Origin of the sequence: Nonomuraea wenchangensis, assembly GCF_900111685.1 — a bacterium.
In the GTDB taxonomy this organism is placed as follows: domain Bacteria; phylum Actinomycetota; class Actinomycetes; order Streptosporangiales; family Streptosporangiaceae; genus Nonomuraea; species Nonomuraea wenchangensis.
Map to the genome: position 1 here is coordinate 144552 of NZ_FOHX01000013.1, position 16229 is coordinate 160780.

The following is a 16229-nucleotide window of genomic DNA, read 5'->3' on the forward strand; positions in this document are numbered from 1 at the left end:
TATATGCCCGCAAGGGTATGGATCAGAGGTGGCGGGCGGCGTTGGCGTGGATGGCCTCCCGCACGTAACCGGCCAGGCCCGGCAGCACCGCGTCGAAGAACGCGGTGAACCGGGCATCGGTGACGTACAGGTCGCCGAGGCGGCGGTGCAGGTCATGGCCGCAGTCGTAGAACCAGCGGTCGACATGGCCGCGGTGACGTTCGGCCAGATCCATCGCGTGCTCGCCGCCGGCGGGCAGGCCGGCCTCGCAGGCGGCGGCGAGCGCGCCGGTGATGGCCCCGGCCTCGGCCTTGAGCTCCAGCCAGTCGGCCTTGGTGTAGGAGGCGACCCGGCGGCGGCTCTCGGCGTAACGGGGATCCGCGCCCCAGCGGGCGGCGGCCTCCGCCTCGTGCTCCTCGGGCCGGAAGTCGCCGAACACCTCGAAACGCTCCTCGGGGGTGAGAGTGATGCCGCTGGTGTGCGCGTGGATCGCCCGCTCGACGGCGGCGATCACGTGGCCGAGATGGCGGGCGCGGTCGGTGAGCAGCGCGTGCTGGCGGCGCAGATGGGTCAGCTCGTCGGCCCGGGGCTCGTCGAGGATGACCGCGATCTCCTCCAGGGGGAAGCCGAGCTCCCGGTACAGGAGGATCTGCTGCAGGCGGGCGAGATCGGCGTCGGTGTAGTGGCGGTAGCCGGCCCGGGTGCGCTCGGTGGGGGTGAGCAGGCCGATCTCGTCGTAGTGGTGCAGGGCGCGTACGGTGACGCCGGCGAGGCGGGCGACCTGGCCGACCGACAGACTCATGCCTCCCACCATGGACCCTCACGGTGGGTGAGGGTCAAATCCTCGGTGATCCCGCCCGAACAGGCGGTCCAGGTAGTAGTCGATGATCTCGGTGGCGGCCTCGTGGCTGCGCTGCCCGCTGAGGACACTGGAGGTCAGGCCGTTGGCGAGAGCCAGCAGGCCGGCGACCTCGGTACGCGGGTCGCGATCGGGGGCGATGTCCCCGGCCTGCTGCGCGGCGGTCAACCGCAGGGTGAGGAAGTTCTCCAGCGCGTTGGGCAGAGTCAGCCCGGCCGCGGCGAGCGCCGGGTCGGTGAGGGCCGCGCTGTAGTAGGCGGTCCAGGCCATGGAGTCCAGTCTGCTCTGCTCGTCGAAGGGCACGATCGCGCCGAGGACGGCGGCGAGAACGCCTCGCGGCGTCAGCTCACCCGCCGCGGCGGCGGCCCGCTGCTTGACCCGGCGGTCCATGCGGGCGCCCAGCTCGGTGAGGCCGGACTCCAGCAGAGCCTGCTTGTTCGCGAAATAGTACTGGACGACGCGCAGCGAGACCCCGGCCTCGGCGGCGATCTCCCGCATCGACACCGCCCGCAGGCCACGGGTGCCGGCGATGCGCAGCAGCGCCTCGGTCAGCAGGCGCCGCCGCTCATCATGATCCACCTGTCGGGGCATGCCCGCTTCCTATCCGTTGCTCGTGCTGTGCCGCGGCGTCGCGGTCCCGTCCTGGGCCTGGCGGGGAAAGGTGAGGATCCGCTTCGCGACCAGGTCCGGAGCTTCGACGGGCAGCGAGTGTCCGGTGCCGGGCACGATCTCCACGCGCCAGGACGGCGCGATGCCGGCCAGCCGCGCGGCCAGCGCCCGCGCGTCGAGCAGCGCGCTGCGCTCACCCAGCAGCACCTGCACGGGCACGGACACCTCACGTATCTGCTCGTCGGTGTAAACGGGCGGGATGAGCACCCGGCGGCGGAAGGACCAGCCGGCCCGCATCAGCTCCACCAGCCCGTCCTCGCGCAGCACCCCGTTGCCCACCACGCCGGCCATGCGGTGCCGCAACGTACGGGGAAGCATGGAGGCGACGGCGCCGGCCAGGGCCCAGCGGATGAACCGCCTGGGCAGCGGCGCGAAGCCGCCCGGGTCCACCAGCGTCAGCGCCGCGACCCGGCCGCCTCCGCCGCGTTGCTGTTCCACCGCGGCCCAGCCCCCGGCGGAGAAACCCGCCACGTGTGCCCGCTCGGCCCCGACCGCGGCCAGGACGTCGGTGATCCAGCCCCCGACCTCGGCGCCGGTCGCGAGCGGCCGCCTCTGGACCGAGCGGCCCGGCTCGCCGAGAGGGTCGAGGGCAAGGACGGGGCGGGTACGCGCCAGCGGCTCGATGTAGCGGTACCAGGCCAGCGCGTTCGCGCCGGCACCGGCCAGCAGGACCACCGGATCCCCCTCGGCGGGCCCGGCCCGGTGGATCCGCACGACGCCGGCGCGGGTCTCCACGTCGACGGCGTCCACCGGCACCGGCCACAGCTCGGCGAGCAGCCGGTCGTAGACGGCGTAGTACTTGTCACGGGCAGAGTCGCTGGTGAAGGCGGACGGCCGGTCAGGCGTGCGCATGGTGACCTCATCTCCCGAATGGATACAGTCGTATCCTAACGCTCGCCGGCGAGATCGCCTTTGCCTTCGGCGTACGTATCTAGGTACTCAAATAGGGATTTCTCACCTCTTGGTGGGACGGGGGGTGCGGACATGGTGATGGAGTGACCCGGAAGCGGGACGCACCAAGGATTGGGGGAATCCGACATGCGCCAGCACCAGCCTCCGTACCCGCCACGCGGCGACACCGGCTCGGGCGCCGCTCGCCCGGTGGCCCAGCAGGGATCGGCATGAGCCCCACCCCCACGGCCATGCGCGCCGCCCTGCCCGCGCTGATGCCCGCCCTCGTGCCCGCGTTGATGCCGTCGCTCACGCCCACGTCCGTGCCCGTCTGCCTGTCCACGTCCATGCCCGTGGTCGCGGCGTCCTGGACGCTGCCCGCGACCGCCTCCTCGGTGCCGCGCGCCCGCCGCGCGGCACGCGGCCTGCTCGCCGAGTGGGGGCCGCCCAGCGAGACGGGGGAGACCGCCGAACTGCTCGTCAGCGAACTGGTCACGAACGCGATCCAGCACGCACGCGGCCCCGTCGTGCTCAGCATGTGGGCCCGCGGCGGACGGCTGCGCTGCGAGGTGGCCGACGCCGACCCCCGCCCGCCCCGCCCCCGCCACGCCGGCGAGCAGGACGAAGGCTCCCGCGGCCTGGAACTGGTGGAGGCGCTGGCCGACACCTGGGGCAGCACCCCCTCCCGGCGCGGCAAGGTCGTCTGGTTCGAGCTGACCACGCCGGGGCCCGCGTGAGGTTCCCCTGCTCACGCGCGCCCCGGCGCCGCCCCCTCACCGGCGATTCCGCCGCCGCACACCATGGCCGCCCCATCGGCAGGCAAAAACTTGCTGAGGGTTTTGGCAGGAACTGCCCCGGATAAGGGGCCGGACATAACCTGGGGACGACGGCGGGCGGCGCCGCACGAGGCGGACGCCGGCTCCGCCCCTGTGAGGCGCCATGACAACGGTGACGACCAGCAGCATCCCGCACGGGCAACCCGGCAGCCCGCCCGCCGAGGCGATCAGCCCCGCGAGGCGACCGGGGGAGACGACGGCGACACACCCCGGCACCCGCCGGGACCGGCATCGACCCCCAGGACGTCCAGCATCCGGCGGACGGCCCCGGGGCCGCGCCGACTCGCGAGGACCACGCGGACCCCGTACGCTCCCGCAGCCCGAAGAGCCGCGAAGGAGGACGCCCGCGCGCCCCGCACCGCGCTTATTACCGCGAGCGACCCGCCTGCTCCGCCAAACCTGCGCGCGGACCCGGCCGGACGCGGACGGCCTGACCACCACCGCCCCGGCGCCGGCACGCGCGCCCGAGCGGCACCCGTCGCAGCCGTCCCGTCACACCGGACAGCGCGACCCGCGGCCCCGCGAGCACGGCCACCGGCCTGCCGCATCACCTGACCACCGGTTATTACCCAGGTGAGGGACGCACACCGAACGATAACAATACCGGTAACGGTATAGAGTGAGCTCCATGGTGCGACCACCGCTGACCCCCGAAGAACGGCTCCGCGGCGAGCACCTCGGCACGATGCTCCGCCAGGCCCGCGGCGAGCGCAGCATCGTCGAGGTCGCCGCCGCCGCCGGCATGTCCGCCGAAACCCTCCGCAAGATCGAGACCGGCCGGATCGCCACACCCGCGTTCTTCACCATCGCCGCCCTGGCCGACGTCCTCGGCATCTCACTCGACCACCTCGCCACCCGCACCGCCCCCGCCCCCACCTGACCCGGCATCAGCCCAGCTCAACCCCCTTGTTACCGTCGAAGACATGGACACGGGGGAGTGCCGCCCGCCACCCAGGCCCAGCCTGTGGCGGCGCCTGCTCATCCTGGCCGGCCTGGCCGCGGTGATCCTCGCCGCCGCCGCACTCGGCGCCGCCGCCTTCCTGCTCACCACCACCACCCGCTGACGGTCGGACGTCTGATCACCGCCGGCGGAAGACCGCCAGCTCAGTAGCCGGCCGCCCGCGCCAACGCGGAATCCGCACCCGGCTCCAGCGGACGCGACAGGAACACCGGCGCCTGCGCCATGAACCGCGGCTCAGCCCCCTCGTGCTCCTGCGCCGCGTGCACCGTGAACGGATGCACCAGATACACATCACCCGGACAACCGGTCGCCAGCGCCACCGGCCGGTCCCGGCCCACCTCCTCGAACGCCGGCCCGATCTCCATCACGTCCCGCACCCGCTCGTCCAGCAGCGCCGCCATGTCCCGCTGCGAGCCCACCCGGATCCGCGTCGGCGCGTCCCGCGGCCCCACCCGCGACAGCAGCACCAGCAGCAGCAACGTGTGCGACCGCCGGCTCACCCCGTACGTGCCGTCCGCGCGCGGCGTGTTGGCGTCGATGTGCCAGCCCCGGTCCTCGGCCGGCGGCACCCGCGGGAACCGCACAGGAACGTTGCCCAGACTGCCGGGCGGCACCCACCCGCCCGCGCCCGCCACCGCGTCCAGCGCCGACGCCAGCCGCGGACTGCGTACGATCTGCCCGAAAGGCCCTTCGCCCGTCAGGTCGGCCGTCCACACCACCGGCCGCGTCCACCCCGACGGATCGTCCGGCGACAACCCGATCCGCTGCCACAACAGCGCCCGCGCCGCGTCGGCCACCTCGCCCGGCACGACCGACTCCACCTTGACGAACCCGTCGGCCACGAACGCCTCGGCGTCAACCCCGCCGGCGCCACCGGCGCCCATGCTGGTCTCGTTCATGCGCCGGAACGCTAGCAGCGCCCACCCACCCGGATCGACCCGATTTTTCCCGCAGAAGAGGCAGGCGCGGTCAAACGAGGGAGAGCTGCGCCGCCCGCGGCTCCCGCCCCCGCGCCTCACCAGGACCGAACGCCATCCCGTACACCCGGCACAACTGCGCGATCTGCTCCGTGATGCGCCGCTCGTAGTCCGGCGACGGCAGCCCCGCCCGGTCGTACAGCTCCTCGTAACGCGCCACCAGCCCCGGATGCGCCTCACCCAGCCACTCCAGGTACCACGCCCGCGTCCCCGCCGGCAGCCGCAACACCACCGGCTCCACCGCCCCCGCCCCCGCACCCGCGATCCGCCGCACCGTCGCCCCCAGCTGATCGGCCGCGTCGCTCAGCAACGGCAGCACCGGCGCCATCAGCACCCGGCACTCCACCCCCGCCTCCGCCAGCGCCGACACCAGCTCCAGCCGCGCCTGCGCCGTCGGCGCCCCCGGCTCCACCGCCCGCCGGATCCGCTCGTCCACGAACGCGATCGACACCGCCACCCGCGCCCCCGCCTCCGCCAGCAACGCCGCGTCCCGCAACACCAGCGCCGCCTTCGTGTAGACGGTGAACGGCACCCCCGCCTCCGCCAGCGCCCCGATCACCCCCGGCATCAGCCGGTAGGTCCGCTCCGCCTCCTGGTAGCAGTCACCGCTGACGCCCACCGCCAGCTCCTCACCACCCCAGCGCGCCAGCTCCGCGCGCAACCGCGCCACCGCGTTCGGCTTGACCACGATCCGCGTGTCGAAATCACGCCCCGCGTCCAGCCCCAGCCGCCGATGACCCGCCCGCGCCCCGCACCCCCGGCACGCGTGCGCGCACCCCCGATAGGGGGAGATGGCCCACTGCTGCGCGATGCCCGCCACCGGCGGCACCCGCTCGATCATCGTCCGGGCCTGCGTCTCGTAGAAGCCGTCGCGCAGCACCGCGCGCCGCTCGATCAGCGGTCGCTCATCGGCGGCGTCAACCAGCGGAAGCGCGTCCCAACCCACACCTTCCAGTGGAACACGTATTCGACTGCGTTTTCAAGCAGTTCCGCCACACCCAGGGGAGCGGAGCCCGACGATAAAATGGGACACCCGTACCACTTCACCCCCACAAAGGAACACCATGGCCTGGATCCTGCTCGCCCTCGCCATCGCCTCAGAAATCCTCGCCACCAGCGCACTCAAACTCAGCAACGGCCTCACCCACATCGGCTGGACCATCGTCGTCGCCGCCGGCTACATCACCTCCTTCACCCTCCTCGCCCAAGCACTCAAACTCCAGCTCGACATGGGCACCGCCTACGCCGTCTGGTCCGGCGCCGGCACCGCCGCCATCGCCCTCATCGGCGCCGCCTTCATGGGGGAGACCCTCACCCCGTACAAGATCGGCGGCATCCTGCTCATCATCGCCGGCGTCATCGTCCTCAACCTCGCCGCCCGCACCCCATGAAAAACCCCAACCCCGCCACCCAGGCCCGCTCCCGCCGCCGCCGCACCACCCTCCTCAACGCCGCCGTCGACCTCCTCGCCGAAGGCGGCTTCGCCGCCGTCACCCACCGAGCCGTCGCCCAGCGCGCCCACCTCCCACTCGCCGCCACCACCTACTACTTCACCTCCCGCGACCAACTCCTCGCCGAAGCCTTCGCCCAGCTCGTCGAGACCGAACTCACCACCACCGCCACCTGGATCACCCGCCACGGCCTCACCGGCCTCCCAGAGATCCTCACCACCGACGCCGACCGCACCCGCCAGCTCGGCCTATGGGAGCTGTACGTCCACGCCGGCCGCGACCCCGTCCTCCAACAGATCGCCCGCCGCTGGACCGACGGCTGCACCCGCCTCATCGCCCAAGCCCTCGACCTGCCCGACACCGACCCCCGAGCCCGCCTCCTCTACACCACCCTGTCCACCCTCTGGCTCGAACTCGTCGTCGAACAACGCCCCGCCGAACACGCCCGCGCCCTGCTCACCCACGCACTCGAAAACCTTTTGCCACCCCGCTGACCCATCCCTACACTGCCCCCGTGCTGCAACCCGCCTACCCCATCACCACCCCCCGCCTCTCCCTGCGCCCCTTCACCACCGACGACCTCGACGCCGTCCACGCCTACGAATCCCGCCCCGACGTCGCCCGCTACCTCTACTGGGAACCCCGCGACCGCGACACCAGCCGCGAAGCCCTCGCCAAGAAAGCCACCCGCACCGCCATCCACGAAGAAGGCGACGCCCTCGACCTCGCCGTCACCCTCCGCAACAACGGCGAGCTCATCGGCTCCGCCCTGCTCGTCTGGACCAGCGAAACCCACCGCCAAGGCGAGATCGGCTACATCCTCCACCCCGACCACCACGGCCACGGCTACGCCACCGAAGCCGCCCGCGCCATGCTCGCCCTCGGCTTCACCGGCCTGCCCCTGCACCGCATCACCGGACGCCTCGACGCCCGCAACACCGCCTCCGCCCGCGTCCTCGCCAAACTCGGCATGCGCCACGAAGCCACCCTCGTCGACAACGAGTACGTCAAAGGCGAATGGGCCAGCGAAGCCATCTACGCCATCCTCGAGACCGAGTGGACCCCATGACCATCCACCACCTCGCCCTGGCCACCGACTGGCACCACGCCGGCCACGCGGGGGAGTACCGCATCTCCACCCTCGGCCGCACCCTCGACGAAGAGGGCTTCATCCACTGCAGCCACGACCTCGACCAGCTCCGCCAGGTCCACGACCGCTACTACACCCACGTCACCGAACCACTGCTCGTCCTCGACATCGACCCCACCGGGCTCGACATCCGCACCGAGAACGGCTACCCCCACCTCTACGGCCCGCTACCCGTGACCGCCGTCACCCACGTCCGCCCGTACACCACCTGACGCAGCGGGGGAGAAGCACCCAACCGCGGGCACCTGCTGACCTAACCCGTTAATGGACCACCCGCAACGCCGCCCCACGCGGCCGCCCCGCCACCACCGGCGGCATCGCCGGCGCCGCCTCAGCCGCCGGAACAGGCCCCTGCGCCGGCTCCACCGGCACCGCCGGCCTCGGACGCGCCATTTCCCGCGTCCGCTCCTGCGCCACCCGCTCGGCGCAGCCACCCCCGCAATAACCGTTCGTCACGATCAGCCGCCCCCGCAGCGTCGTGTACGCGTCCTTACCGGAAGCCGGCAGAACCCCCTGACACACCGGGCATAAGACGGACTCGATCCCCATGTGCTGCTCCTCTCGCGGCGCGAATAGCAGGAGCTCCACCTTAAAGCCGCGATCCCGCGCAAGGACAGTGAATCAACACAAGGTCAATCCTCCCGTCAGGGAGGCGAGGGGGGATCGGGCTTGGCGGCGGCCGATCCGATCTACTTGACATAATGTTCATTATCGAGCAAACACACATGTGCCGACTAAAGCACCCCGCACCGGGAAGACGCACCGCATGTACCCCCTGGAGATCACGACCCCGGGCCTCATCGCGCTCACGGCCGTCATCACCGCAGCCGCCATCTGGCTCATCATCCTCGCCGTGCGCCTGACCCAGCGGCCGCGTAACCGGCTCAACCCGAGCGACGACCTCGTCGACCAGGCTCGCGAGCTCAAAGCCCTCGGCCAGATCCAGGAAGCCGTCTTCCTGGTACGCGGCGAGACCGGCATGAGCCAGCGGGCCGCCGCCCGGTTCGTCAACCGGCTGTGAACCTGGTTTGGCCGGGCCGCTCCCCGGCGAGACTGGGTAATGCCGGAAAATAACCCGATACCGGACAGAATGTGGGTTCTGTATGGTATCGGGTCGTTTGTGGCAAGAAGTGCGTATTCGTGCGCTCTGTCAGGACTTCTTGGCTAGCGTACGGGCGGAGCGGCATCCGCCCCCGGGAGCGGCCAGTCCTCCACCCGGGCGCTCACGCCACGGCGGGACGGGCTTCAGGGCGCTCGCACGAACAGATGCCCCTCCCCTGGTCCGGGCGTCAAGGCCCGGCGCGTCGGGCCCTCCCGGTCGCGGATGCATCTCATATGTGAGATATGGTCAGCTCTTATGACAGATGATTACCTGGTACGGATCGGCCGCTTGATTCGGGATGCCCGCCAGCATCGCGGATGGACGCAGTTGCAGCTCGCGGACGCGCTGGCGACGAGTCAGAGTGCGGTGAACCGGATCGAGCGCGGCAACCAGAACATCAGCCTTGAGATGATCGCCCGGATCGGTGAGGCGCTCGACAGTGAGATCGTGTCGCTGGGGTACGCGGGGCCGATGCATCTGCGGGTGGTGGGCGGCCGGCGGTTGTCGGGCAGCATCGATGTCAAGACGTCGAAGAACGCGTGCGTGGCGTTGTTGTGCGCGTCGTTGCTGAATTCGGGGCGGACGATCCTGCGCAAGGTGGCGCGGATCGAGGAGGTCTACCGGATTCTGGAGGTGCTGGCCTCGATCGGGGTGCGGGCGCGGTGGATCAACGAGGGCAGTGATCTGGAGATCGTGCCGCCGGCTCGGCTGGAGCTGGAGGCGATGGACACCGAGGCGGCGCGGCGTACTCGGAGTGTGATCATGTTCTTGGGTCCGTTGATGCATCGGACGGAGCAGTTCCGGATTCCGTACGCGGGGGGTTGTGATCTGGGGACGCGTACGGTGCAGCCGCACATGTCGGCGTTGCGGCATTTCGGGCTGGACATCACGGCGACGGGTGGGTTCTATCACGCGCGGGTGGACGGGTCGGCGGCGCCGTCGCGGCCGATCGTGCTGACGGAGCGGGGTGACACGGTGACGGAGAACGCGCTGTTGGCGGCGGCGCGTCATGACGGTGTCACGGTGATCCGTAATGCGTCGTCGAACTACATGGTGCAGGATCTGTGCTTCTTCCTGGAGGAGCTGGGTGTTCGGGTGGAGGGGGTGGGGACGACGACGCTGACGGTGCATGGGGTGCCGGTGATCGAGCGGGACGTGGACTACTCCCCCAGTGAGGATCCGGTGGAGGCGATGAGTCTGCTGGCGGCGGCGGTGGTGACGTCGTCGGAGCTGACGATCTGCCGGGTGCCGGTGGAGTTCCTGGAGATCGAGCTGGCCGTCCTGGAGGAGATGGGGCTCGATTGTGATCGGGGGCCGGAGTATCGGGCGGCGAACGGGCGTACGCGGCTGGTGGATCTGACGGTGCGGCCGTCGAAGCTGATCTCTCCGATCGACAAGATTCATCCGATGCCGTTCCCGGGGCTGAACATCGACAATGTGCCGTTCTTCGCGGCGATCGCGGCGTCGGCGCAGGGGTCGACGTTGATTCATGACTGGGTGTACGACAATCGGGCGATTTATCTGACGGAGCTGACGCGGTTGGGGGCGTCGGTGAAGTTGCTGGATCCGCATCGGGTGCTGGTGGAGGGGCCGACGCGGTGGCGTAGTGCGGAGATGATGTGTCCTCCGGCGTTGCGGCCGGCGGTGGTGGTGCTGCTGGCGATGATGGCGGCGGAGGGGACGTCGGTGTTGCGGAACGTGTACGTGATCAATCGGGGGTACGAGGATCTGGCGGAGCGGTTGAACGCGTTGGGGGCGCGGATCGAGACGTTCCGCGACATCTGAGGCGGCGCGCGTTTTCGTCGGTGGGGTCGGTTACGGTCGGGGGTGATCGGGTGGCTCGTGCGGCGTGAGCGTTGGTGCGGGCGTCGGGTGTGGAGGGGGTTGGCGGGTGCGGCCTGCGGAGCTCGAGCGGTTGACGGTGGTGGAGGCGGCTGACCGTTATGTGGAGCTGGTGCGGGCGCGGACGGTGACGGGGGGTTTGTCGGCGTCGACGGCGGAGGTGTACGCGCGGGACGTGGCGACGCTGGTGGAGCTGGCGGGGGCGGATCGGGTGCTGGACGATCTGACGGGTGAGGACGTGGACGCGGTGCTGCTGGCGTTCGCGCGTAAGCCTGATGGCCGCTCCCCCGCCGGTTCGGGGGGTGGGGGGCAGTCGCCGTCGTCTCAGGCGCGTTTTCGGCGGTCGGTGTCGGCGTTGTTCAAGCATGCGGCGCTGGTGGGGTGGGTGCAGGTCAATCCGATGCTGCATGCGACGGTGACGGCGAAGGAGCGGGGCGGGTTGCGTCCGCATCGGCGGGCGTTGACGCGGGAGCAGGCGCAGGGGTTGATCGGGGCGGCGCGGCGGTTGCCCGAGGAGCCGGTGGGGGCGAGCAAGCGGCGTGATCAGCGTACGGAGTTGCGTGACGGGCTGATCGTGTTGCTGCTGGCGACGGTGGGTCCGCGGGTGTCGGAGCTGACGCGGGCGAATGTGGAGGATTTCTTCACCAACGGCGGCGTGCGTTATTGGCGGATCTTCGGCAAGGGCGGGCGCACGCGGGATGTGCCGTTGCCGGATGACGTGGCGCGGGTGTTGCAGGCGTATCTGGAGCGGGGGCGGCGGCCTGCGGAGGTGGAGGAGAAGGCGTTGCTGTTGTCGTGGCGGGGGCGGCGGCTGGCGCGGGGTGATGTGCAGGCGGTGATCGACCGGGTGCTGGCGCGGGTGGATCCGGATCGGCGACGGTCGGTGACGCCGCACGGGTTGCGGCACACGACGGCGACGCATCTGCTGGCGGACGCGGTGGACATGGACGCGGTGCGGCGGGTGCTGGGGCACAGCGATCTGTCGACGCTGGGGCGTTACCGGGATGAGTTGCCGGGTGAGCTGGAGGTGGCGATGCGTGCGCATCCGCTGCTTCGGGGCGAGGGAACAGGCTAGCGGGGCGGCCTGTGCCGCGGTGTCAGGTCGTGTTGGGGGCCGGTGGAGGCCGGCCAGCCTGGCCAGGGCGGCGAAGCCGTCGTCGGCGCCCGGCCAGTGCCGGCGCGGCTAACCACGGAAGTAGCACCCGCGATGACGATGGCGTCGTCGGCATAGCCGAGAACCGGGATGAAGTCGGGCACCACGTCGATCGACAGGACCAGTTAGGCCGGCAACAGCACGCGCACACCGCGCATCATCAGCCGAGGTCCTCGACGACCTGCGCCCTGGCTGTGTCACGCGGTAAGGGGCCGCCGGTGACCAGGGGTGTGCGTCATGTGCGTGGCCCCAGGAACAGGCCGCCGCTGGCGTCGATGACCTGGCCGGTGATCCAGCGGGCGGCGTCGGAGGCGAGGAACGCGACCACGTCGGCGACATCGCCGGCGTCGCCGAGGCGGTCGAGAGCCGTGGATCCGGCGATGAACCCGGCCAGGCCCGGCGCCTCGAAGACGGAAGCGTTGGCGGGCGTCCGGGTGGCGCCGGGGGCGACCGCGTTGACCGTGATCCCTCGGACGCCGAGTTCGTTGGCCAGGGTCAGGGTCATCGTCTCGATGGCGCCCTTGGTCATGGCGAAGGACGTCTGGGCGGGGTTGGCCATGCGCGTCGCGACGGAGGAGATCGTGATGATGCGTCCGCCGTCGCGCAGCAGGGGCAGAGCGTGCTGGACGATGAAGTACGGCGCCCGTACGTTCACCGCGAAGAGGTGGTCGAACGCGGCCCGGGTCGTGGCTCCGAGCGGCCCGGCGGGCTGAGCGGCCGCGTTGTTGACGATGATGTCGAGCGGCCGTCCGGCCAGGCCCTCCTCGATGCCCGCGAAGAGCTGGTCGACGTCCCCGTCCACGCCGAGCTCGGCCTGGACGGCGAGGGCGGTGCCGCCGGCGCGCTCGATCTCGCCGACGGTCGCCGTCGCGCCGTCGGCGTCCGTGCCGTAGTGCACGATCACCGTCGCTCCCTTGGCCGCCAGCCGGGTCGCGATCGCCTGGCCGATGCCGCGCGAGGCACCGGTTACCAGGGCCACCTTGCCGTTCAGTTCGTTCACGTCCACCACTCCTGACTGTTATGAACTACCAAATTGGTAGTGACTATCACGATGGTAGTGTCTACCACATGGCTGAGCGGCACTCAACCCTGCGGGCGCGACGACGAGCCCAGACGCAGCGCACGATCCAGGCACACGCGATCCGGCTGTTCGGGGAGCGCGGATACGACGGCACGACCATGAACGACGTCGCCGAAGCGGCCGGCGTGTCACCCATGACCGTCTACCGGCACTTCCCCACCAAGGAAGACCTCGTGCTGACCGACCGGTACGGCGAGCTCATCGCCGAGGCGATCGCCGCCTCACCTGCCGGCCGGCCCCTGGTCCGCCGCATCGGCGACGCCCTGGTCGAGGCCGCCGCCGCCGTGACCGGTGACGACGCGGCGGCGGACCGGCAGGCCCTGCTCGTCCGCCTGCAGCTCATGATCTCCACGCCCGCGCTGCGGGCCAGGCACCTGGACAACCAGTACGCCCTCCAGCAGGCCATCATCGACGCCTTGCAGGGCGACGCCGCCGACCCCGACGCGGCGTTCCAGGCCCAGGCGGCGGCCAGCGCCTGCCTGGCCGCCCTGCACACGGCGATGGTGCGCTGGGCCGAGGACGACGGGCGCAGCGACCTGCCCCATCTGATCGGCAGAGCCCTCGCCGCCGTCTTCGGCGACGACGCCATCGGACCCGAACGATGACCGGCCGCGTCGCCGGAGCCGGTGGAGCGGCATCACGCTGGACCAGGGGCTGACCCGTCCGCGCAGGAACGAGGTGACCAACTCCCGCCTAGCGAGCGGGCTGGTCGTGGGCGATGTCGTGGCCGGAGCCGTCGATCGTGCGGAAGGTGGCGTTCGGCGGCACGTCGGCGTACTCACGGCCACTTCGGGCGCCACGTAGTCGCACGAGCCGCGCAGCACCAGCACGGGCACGGTGGCGGCGCAGCGCAGGCCGGGGGTCGGCGACCTGGCGCGCGTCGCGGGCGCACGACTGTCTCGGCCTGTGCCTCGCCGCCCGCCCCACGCCCTGGGCCGCGCCGCTCTTCCCTGGGTCGTAGGTCCAAGGTCCCGGATCATGCCCGCCCAGCGTCCGATGTCGCCGACCGTGGCGAGCGGCATGATCGTAGCCCTGACAGCGCAGGACGCGCGGGGAGGGAGGAGCGATGACCGGACCGGACGGGCCGAGCCCGGGCGCCGCCCATCCCAGCGCGCTGAAGGGGTGTGCCAACAAATGTCCGCCGGTCCCGGTGCAGCCATGACAGGCGACCGGACCCATCACGGACGAAAGGCACATCCATGTCCCCACGCCAGTCCCCGGCCCGCGGCCGAAGGCCGGGCTGGAGCCTCGCGCTTCTCGCGCTCGGGCATCTGATCATCAGTCTCGACTTCACCATCATCTTCGTGGCCTTGCCTGACATCGCGGCCGATGTCGGGTTCACGCCGCACACCCTGCAGTGGGTGGTCACCGCGTACGCCGTCCTGTACGGAGGTTTCCTGCTGTTCGGTGGCCGGCTCTCCGACCTGATGGGGCGCCGGCGCATGTTCGTGCTCGGCATGACGCTGTACGGCGTGGCCTCCCTGCTGGGCGGCCTGGCGACGGCGCCGGCGGTGCTGCTCGCCGCCCGTGCCTTGCAGGGCCTGGCCGGGGCGGTGCTGTTCCCGGCGGTGCTGTCCCTGGTCAACACCGCCTTCGCCGAGGGCAGGGAACGCAACCGTGCCCTGACGGTCTGGGCCATGGCGGGCGCCGGTGGGCTCACCGCGGGTGCCCTGGCCGGCGGGGTGCTGACCCAGACGTTCGGCTGGCAGGCCGTGTTCTACGTCAACGTCCCGCTGGCCGTCGTCGGCGCCGTCGCCGCGTTCGCCCTGCTGCCCGCCGACGACCGGGTGACCAGAGGGAGCGTCGACGTGCCCGGAGCCCTGACCGGCACGGCGGGCATCACGATGCTGATCTTCGCGGTCGCGCACGGCTCCGAGGTCGGCTGGGCGCGGACCGAGGTGATCGCCTCGGCCGTTGTCGCGGCGGTCCTGCTGGCCACGTTCCTGCTCGTGCAGGCTCGCGGCCGGACGCCGCTGATGCCGCTGCGGTTGTTCCGCAACCGCGCGCTCAGCGGGGCGATCATGGTCATTTTCGTGTTCGGGCTGACGATGCAGGCCGTGCCGTACTTCCTGACCCTGTATTTCCAGAATGTCCTCGGCCTGAACGCCCTGGAGACCGGGCTGGCGTTCCTCGGCCCGACCTTGTCGATCACGGCGGGGAACTTCCTCAGCGAGCGGCTGAACCATCGTCTCGGGACCCGCAGGACGCTCGTCGCGGGCATCGTCACCAACGCCGCTGGCGCCGCGCTCCTGGCTCCGGGGATGCACGCGGACGGATCCGTCCTCACCGTCCTGGCCGGGGTCGTCGTCATCGGTCTGGGCATGGGCATCACGTACGAGGCCATGTGGATCGCCGCCGGCACCGGCGTCCCGGCTCACGAACAGGGCCTGGCCTCCGGGGTGGCCTCCACGGCGCTGCAGGTGGGGACGGCCGCGGGGCTGGCGGTTCTGGTGGCCGTCGCCAACCACGGCATCGAAGGACTGTCCGGGCAGGTGCTGCGTGCCGCGTCCGCCGAAGGGATGCGGGTCGCCGTCTACGTCCTGGGTGCCGTGATGCTGACCGCCGTCCTGGCCGCCCTCAGGCTCCCTGGCCCGCGTGCCGGGTCCCCGCCTGCGCAGGACCGGGACGCCGCCGAGCTGCGGCCCGCCGGCAGCTGACTCCCTCGGGACCCGCTCTCCTCCCTACGGGGAGGGCGGGTCAGTCGTCCGGGACCCGTGGCCGTGGTGGACGGCTTCGCCGGCCTGGCGCGCGGGGTCAGGGGCGGCGGTGCAGGAGCATGCCGGGCCACTCCCCCACGGTGAACGGGGCTTGGCGGGTGAAGCCGCAGCTTTCGTAGTAGGCGACCAGGCGGCCGTCGTCGCCGGCGTAGCAGTCGACGCGCAGGAGATCGAGGCCGCGTTCGCGGGCCTGGTGGGCGGCGTGGTCGAGGAGGGTACGGCCGACGTCGTGGCCGGCGTGGCGGCGGTCGGTGACGAGGGCCTGGACGTAGAGCTCGGGTTCGGGGGCGGGGTTGACGTAGTCGTGGGCGTCGCCGAGGACGATGCAGCCGGCGGGCAGGCCGTCGCGTTCGGCGAGGTGCATGCCGCCGCTGTGGGCCCAGCGGGTGACCTGGTCGGTGCGGCGGGGGTTGCCGGTGAAGGGCTGGTCGCCCCATTGGCCGGTGCGGCCGCGGGCGGTGAGCCAGGCGACGGCGCTGTCGAACATGGCGAGGACGGCGGGGATGTCGCCGGGGGTGCCGGGCCGGATGTGCACGGGTGGTGGTGTTCCTTGTGAGGGGG

Annotated in this window: 21 protein-coding genes; 12 read left to right on the forward strand and 9 right to left on the reverse strand. The window is 71.4% G+C overall.

The genetic code is table 11. The features are described from left to right. Positions 1-22: 22 nt before the first annotated feature. Genes BMW85_RS32760 through BMW85_RS32770 form a run of 3 tightly spaced genes read right to left on the reverse strand, consistent with a single transcriptional unit; the run spans position 23 to position 2359 of the window. Positions 23-781, reverse strand: coding sequence for a MerR family transcriptional regulator (locus tag BMW85_RS32760; protein WP_091089545.1), 759 nt, complete (start codon positions 779-781; stop codon positions 23-25). A gap of 18 nt (positions 782-799) precedes the next feature. Beyond that, positions 800-1429, reverse strand: coding sequence for a TetR/AcrR family transcriptional regulator (locus tag BMW85_RS32765; protein ID WP_091089287.1), 630 nt, complete (start codon positions 1427-1429; stop codon positions 800-802). 9 nt (positions 1430-1438) lie between these two features. Further along, positions 1439-2359, reverse strand: coding sequence for an alpha/beta fold hydrolase (locus BMW85_RS32770; RefSeq protein WP_091089290.1), 921 nt, complete (start codon positions 2357-2359; stop codon positions 1439-1441). 269 nt (positions 2360-2628) lie between these two features. On the opposite strand from BMW85_RS32770, the gene BMW85_RS32775 reads away from it, so the two are divergent. From BMW85_RS32775 to BMW85_RS49875, 3 genes are all read left to right on the forward strand, one after another. Further along, a complete protein-coding gene (locus BMW85_RS32775; RefSeq protein WP_091089291.1) occupies positions 2629-3135 on the forward strand; it encodes an ATP-binding protein in 507 nt (168 codons plus the stop codon). Positions 3136-3862: 727 nt separating this feature from the next. Further along, entirely contained in the window at positions 3863-4114 is a 252-nt protein-coding gene (locus tag BMW85_RS32780) for a helix-turn-helix domain-containing protein (protein WP_091089293.1), read from the forward strand. A 43-nt stretch (positions 4115-4157) separates the two neighbouring features. Further along, entirely contained in the window at positions 4158-4298 is a 141-nt protein-coding gene (locus BMW85_RS49875; RefSeq protein WP_177241000.1) for a hypothetical protein, read from the forward strand. 40 nt (positions 4299-4338) lie between these two features. Here the strand turns inward: BMW85_RS49875 and BMW85_RS32785 are convergent, their stop codons facing one another. Together BMW85_RS32785 and BMW85_RS32790 are read right to left on the reverse strand one after the other, a co-directional pair. Next, positions 4339-5094: a phytanoyl-CoA dioxygenase family protein gene (locus tag BMW85_RS32785; RefSeq protein WP_218156029.1), complete on the reverse strand. Its 756-nt coding sequence runs from the start codon at positions 5092-5094 to the stop codon at positions 4339-4341. A gap of 70 nt (positions 5095-5164) precedes the next feature. Beyond that, the gene (locus tag BMW85_RS32790; RefSeq protein ID WP_245775196.1) at positions 5165-6118 is read right to left on the reverse strand and encodes a radical SAM protein; all 954 of its coding nucleotides are present in this window, start codon (positions 6116-6118) and stop codon (positions 5165-5167) included. A gap of 118 nt (positions 6119-6236) precedes the next feature. Here BMW85_RS32790 and BMW85_RS32795 point away from each other — a divergent pair, with 118 nt between their 5' ends. Genes BMW85_RS32795 through BMW85_RS32810 form a run of 4 tightly spaced genes read left to right on the forward strand, consistent with a single transcriptional unit; the run spans position 6237 to position 7985 of the window. Then, positions 6237-6563, forward strand: coding sequence for a DMT family transporter (locus BMW85_RS32795; protein WP_091089295.1), 327 nt, complete (start codon positions 6237-6239; stop codon positions 6561-6563). Beyond that, complete coding sequence (locus BMW85_RS32800) at positions 6560-7117, forward strand: TetR/AcrR family transcriptional regulator (RefSeq protein WP_091089297.1); 558 nt, start codon at positions 6560-6562, stop codon at positions 7115-7117. Before BMW85_RS32795 ends, BMW85_RS32800 begins: the two co-directional genes overlap by 4 nt. Before the next feature lie 20 nt (positions 7118-7137). Further along, entirely contained in the window at positions 7138-7692 is a 555-nt protein-coding gene (locus tag BMW85_RS32805) for a GNAT family N-acetyltransferase (RefSeq protein ID WP_091089300.1), read from the forward strand. Then, positions 7689-7985 (forward strand): DUF952 domain-containing protein, encoded by a 297-nt coding sequence (locus tag BMW85_RS32810; RefSeq protein ID WP_177241001.1) that lies wholly within the window; start codon positions 7689-7691, stop codon positions 7983-7985. Before BMW85_RS32805 ends, BMW85_RS32810 begins: the two co-directional genes overlap by 4 nt. A 49-nt stretch (positions 7986-8034) precedes the next feature. Here BMW85_RS32810 and BMW85_RS49880 read toward each other — a convergent pair whose 3' ends face one another. Further along, positions 8035-8322 carry a hypothetical protein gene (locus BMW85_RS49880; RefSeq protein WP_177241002.1) on the reverse strand — a complete coding sequence of 96 codons (288 nt, stop codon included), beginning with the start codon at positions 8320-8322 and terminating at the stop codon, positions 8035-8037. A 217-nt stretch (positions 8323-8539) separates the two neighbouring features. On the opposite strand from BMW85_RS49880, the gene BMW85_RS32820 reads away from it, so the two are divergent. From BMW85_RS32820 to BMW85_RS32830, 3 genes are all read left to right on the forward strand, one after another. Continuing rightward, positions 8540-8794, forward strand: coding sequence for a hypothetical protein (locus BMW85_RS32820; protein WP_091089305.1), 255 nt, complete (start codon positions 8540-8542; stop codon positions 8792-8794). Between the two features lie 336 nt (positions 8795-9130). Further along, positions 9131-10660, forward strand: coding sequence for a helix-turn-helix domain-containing protein (locus BMW85_RS32825; protein ID WP_091089307.1), 1530 nt, complete (start codon positions 9131-9133; stop codon positions 10658-10660). A 136-nt stretch (positions 10661-10796) separates the two neighbouring features. Beyond that, a complete protein-coding gene (locus BMW85_RS32830; RefSeq protein WP_281249632.1) occupies positions 10797-11792 on the forward strand; it encodes a tyrosine-type recombinase/integrase in 996 nt (331 codons plus the stop codon). On the opposite strand, the gene BMW85_RS52655 is transcribed toward BMW85_RS32830, so the two are convergent. Both BMW85_RS52655 and BMW85_RS32840 read right to left on the reverse strand, forming a co-directional pair. Further along, complete coding sequence (locus tag BMW85_RS52655) at positions 11789-11977, reverse strand: DUF1232 domain-containing protein (RefSeq protein ID WP_425434393.1); 189 nt, start codon at positions 11975-11977, stop codon at positions 11789-11791. The two genes, BMW85_RS32830 and BMW85_RS52655, sit on opposite strands and share 4 nt — an antisense overlap. Before the next feature lie 128 nt (positions 11978-12105). Further along, positions 12106-12870, reverse strand: a complete 765-nt coding sequence (locus tag BMW85_RS32840) for an SDR family NAD(P)-dependent oxidoreductase (protein WP_091089551.1) — start codon at positions 12868-12870, stop codon at positions 12106-12108. A gap of 68 nt (positions 12871-12938) precedes the next feature. Here BMW85_RS32840 and BMW85_RS32845 point away from each other — a divergent pair, with 68 nt between their 5' ends. Both BMW85_RS32845 and BMW85_RS32850 read left to right on the forward strand, forming a co-directional pair. Next, positions 12939-13556 carry a TetR/AcrR family transcriptional regulator gene (locus BMW85_RS32845; protein ID WP_091089311.1) on the forward strand — a complete coding sequence of 206 codons (618 nt, stop codon included), beginning with the start codon at positions 12939-12941 and terminating at the stop codon, positions 13554-13556. Between the two features lie 594 nt (positions 13557-14150). Beyond that, positions 14151-15608 carry an MFS transporter gene (locus BMW85_RS32850; RefSeq protein ID WP_091089314.1) on the forward strand — a complete coding sequence of 486 codons (1458 nt, stop codon included), beginning with the start codon at positions 14151-14153 and terminating at the stop codon, positions 15606-15608. 97 nt (positions 15609-15705) lie between these two features. Here BMW85_RS32850 and BMW85_RS32855 read toward each other — a convergent pair whose 3' ends face one another. Beyond that, positions 15706-16203 (reverse strand): GNAT family N-acetyltransferase, encoded by a 498-nt coding sequence (locus BMW85_RS32855; RefSeq protein WP_091089315.1) that lies wholly within the window; start codon positions 16201-16203, stop codon positions 15706-15708. Positions 16204-16229 lie beyond the last annotated feature (26 nt).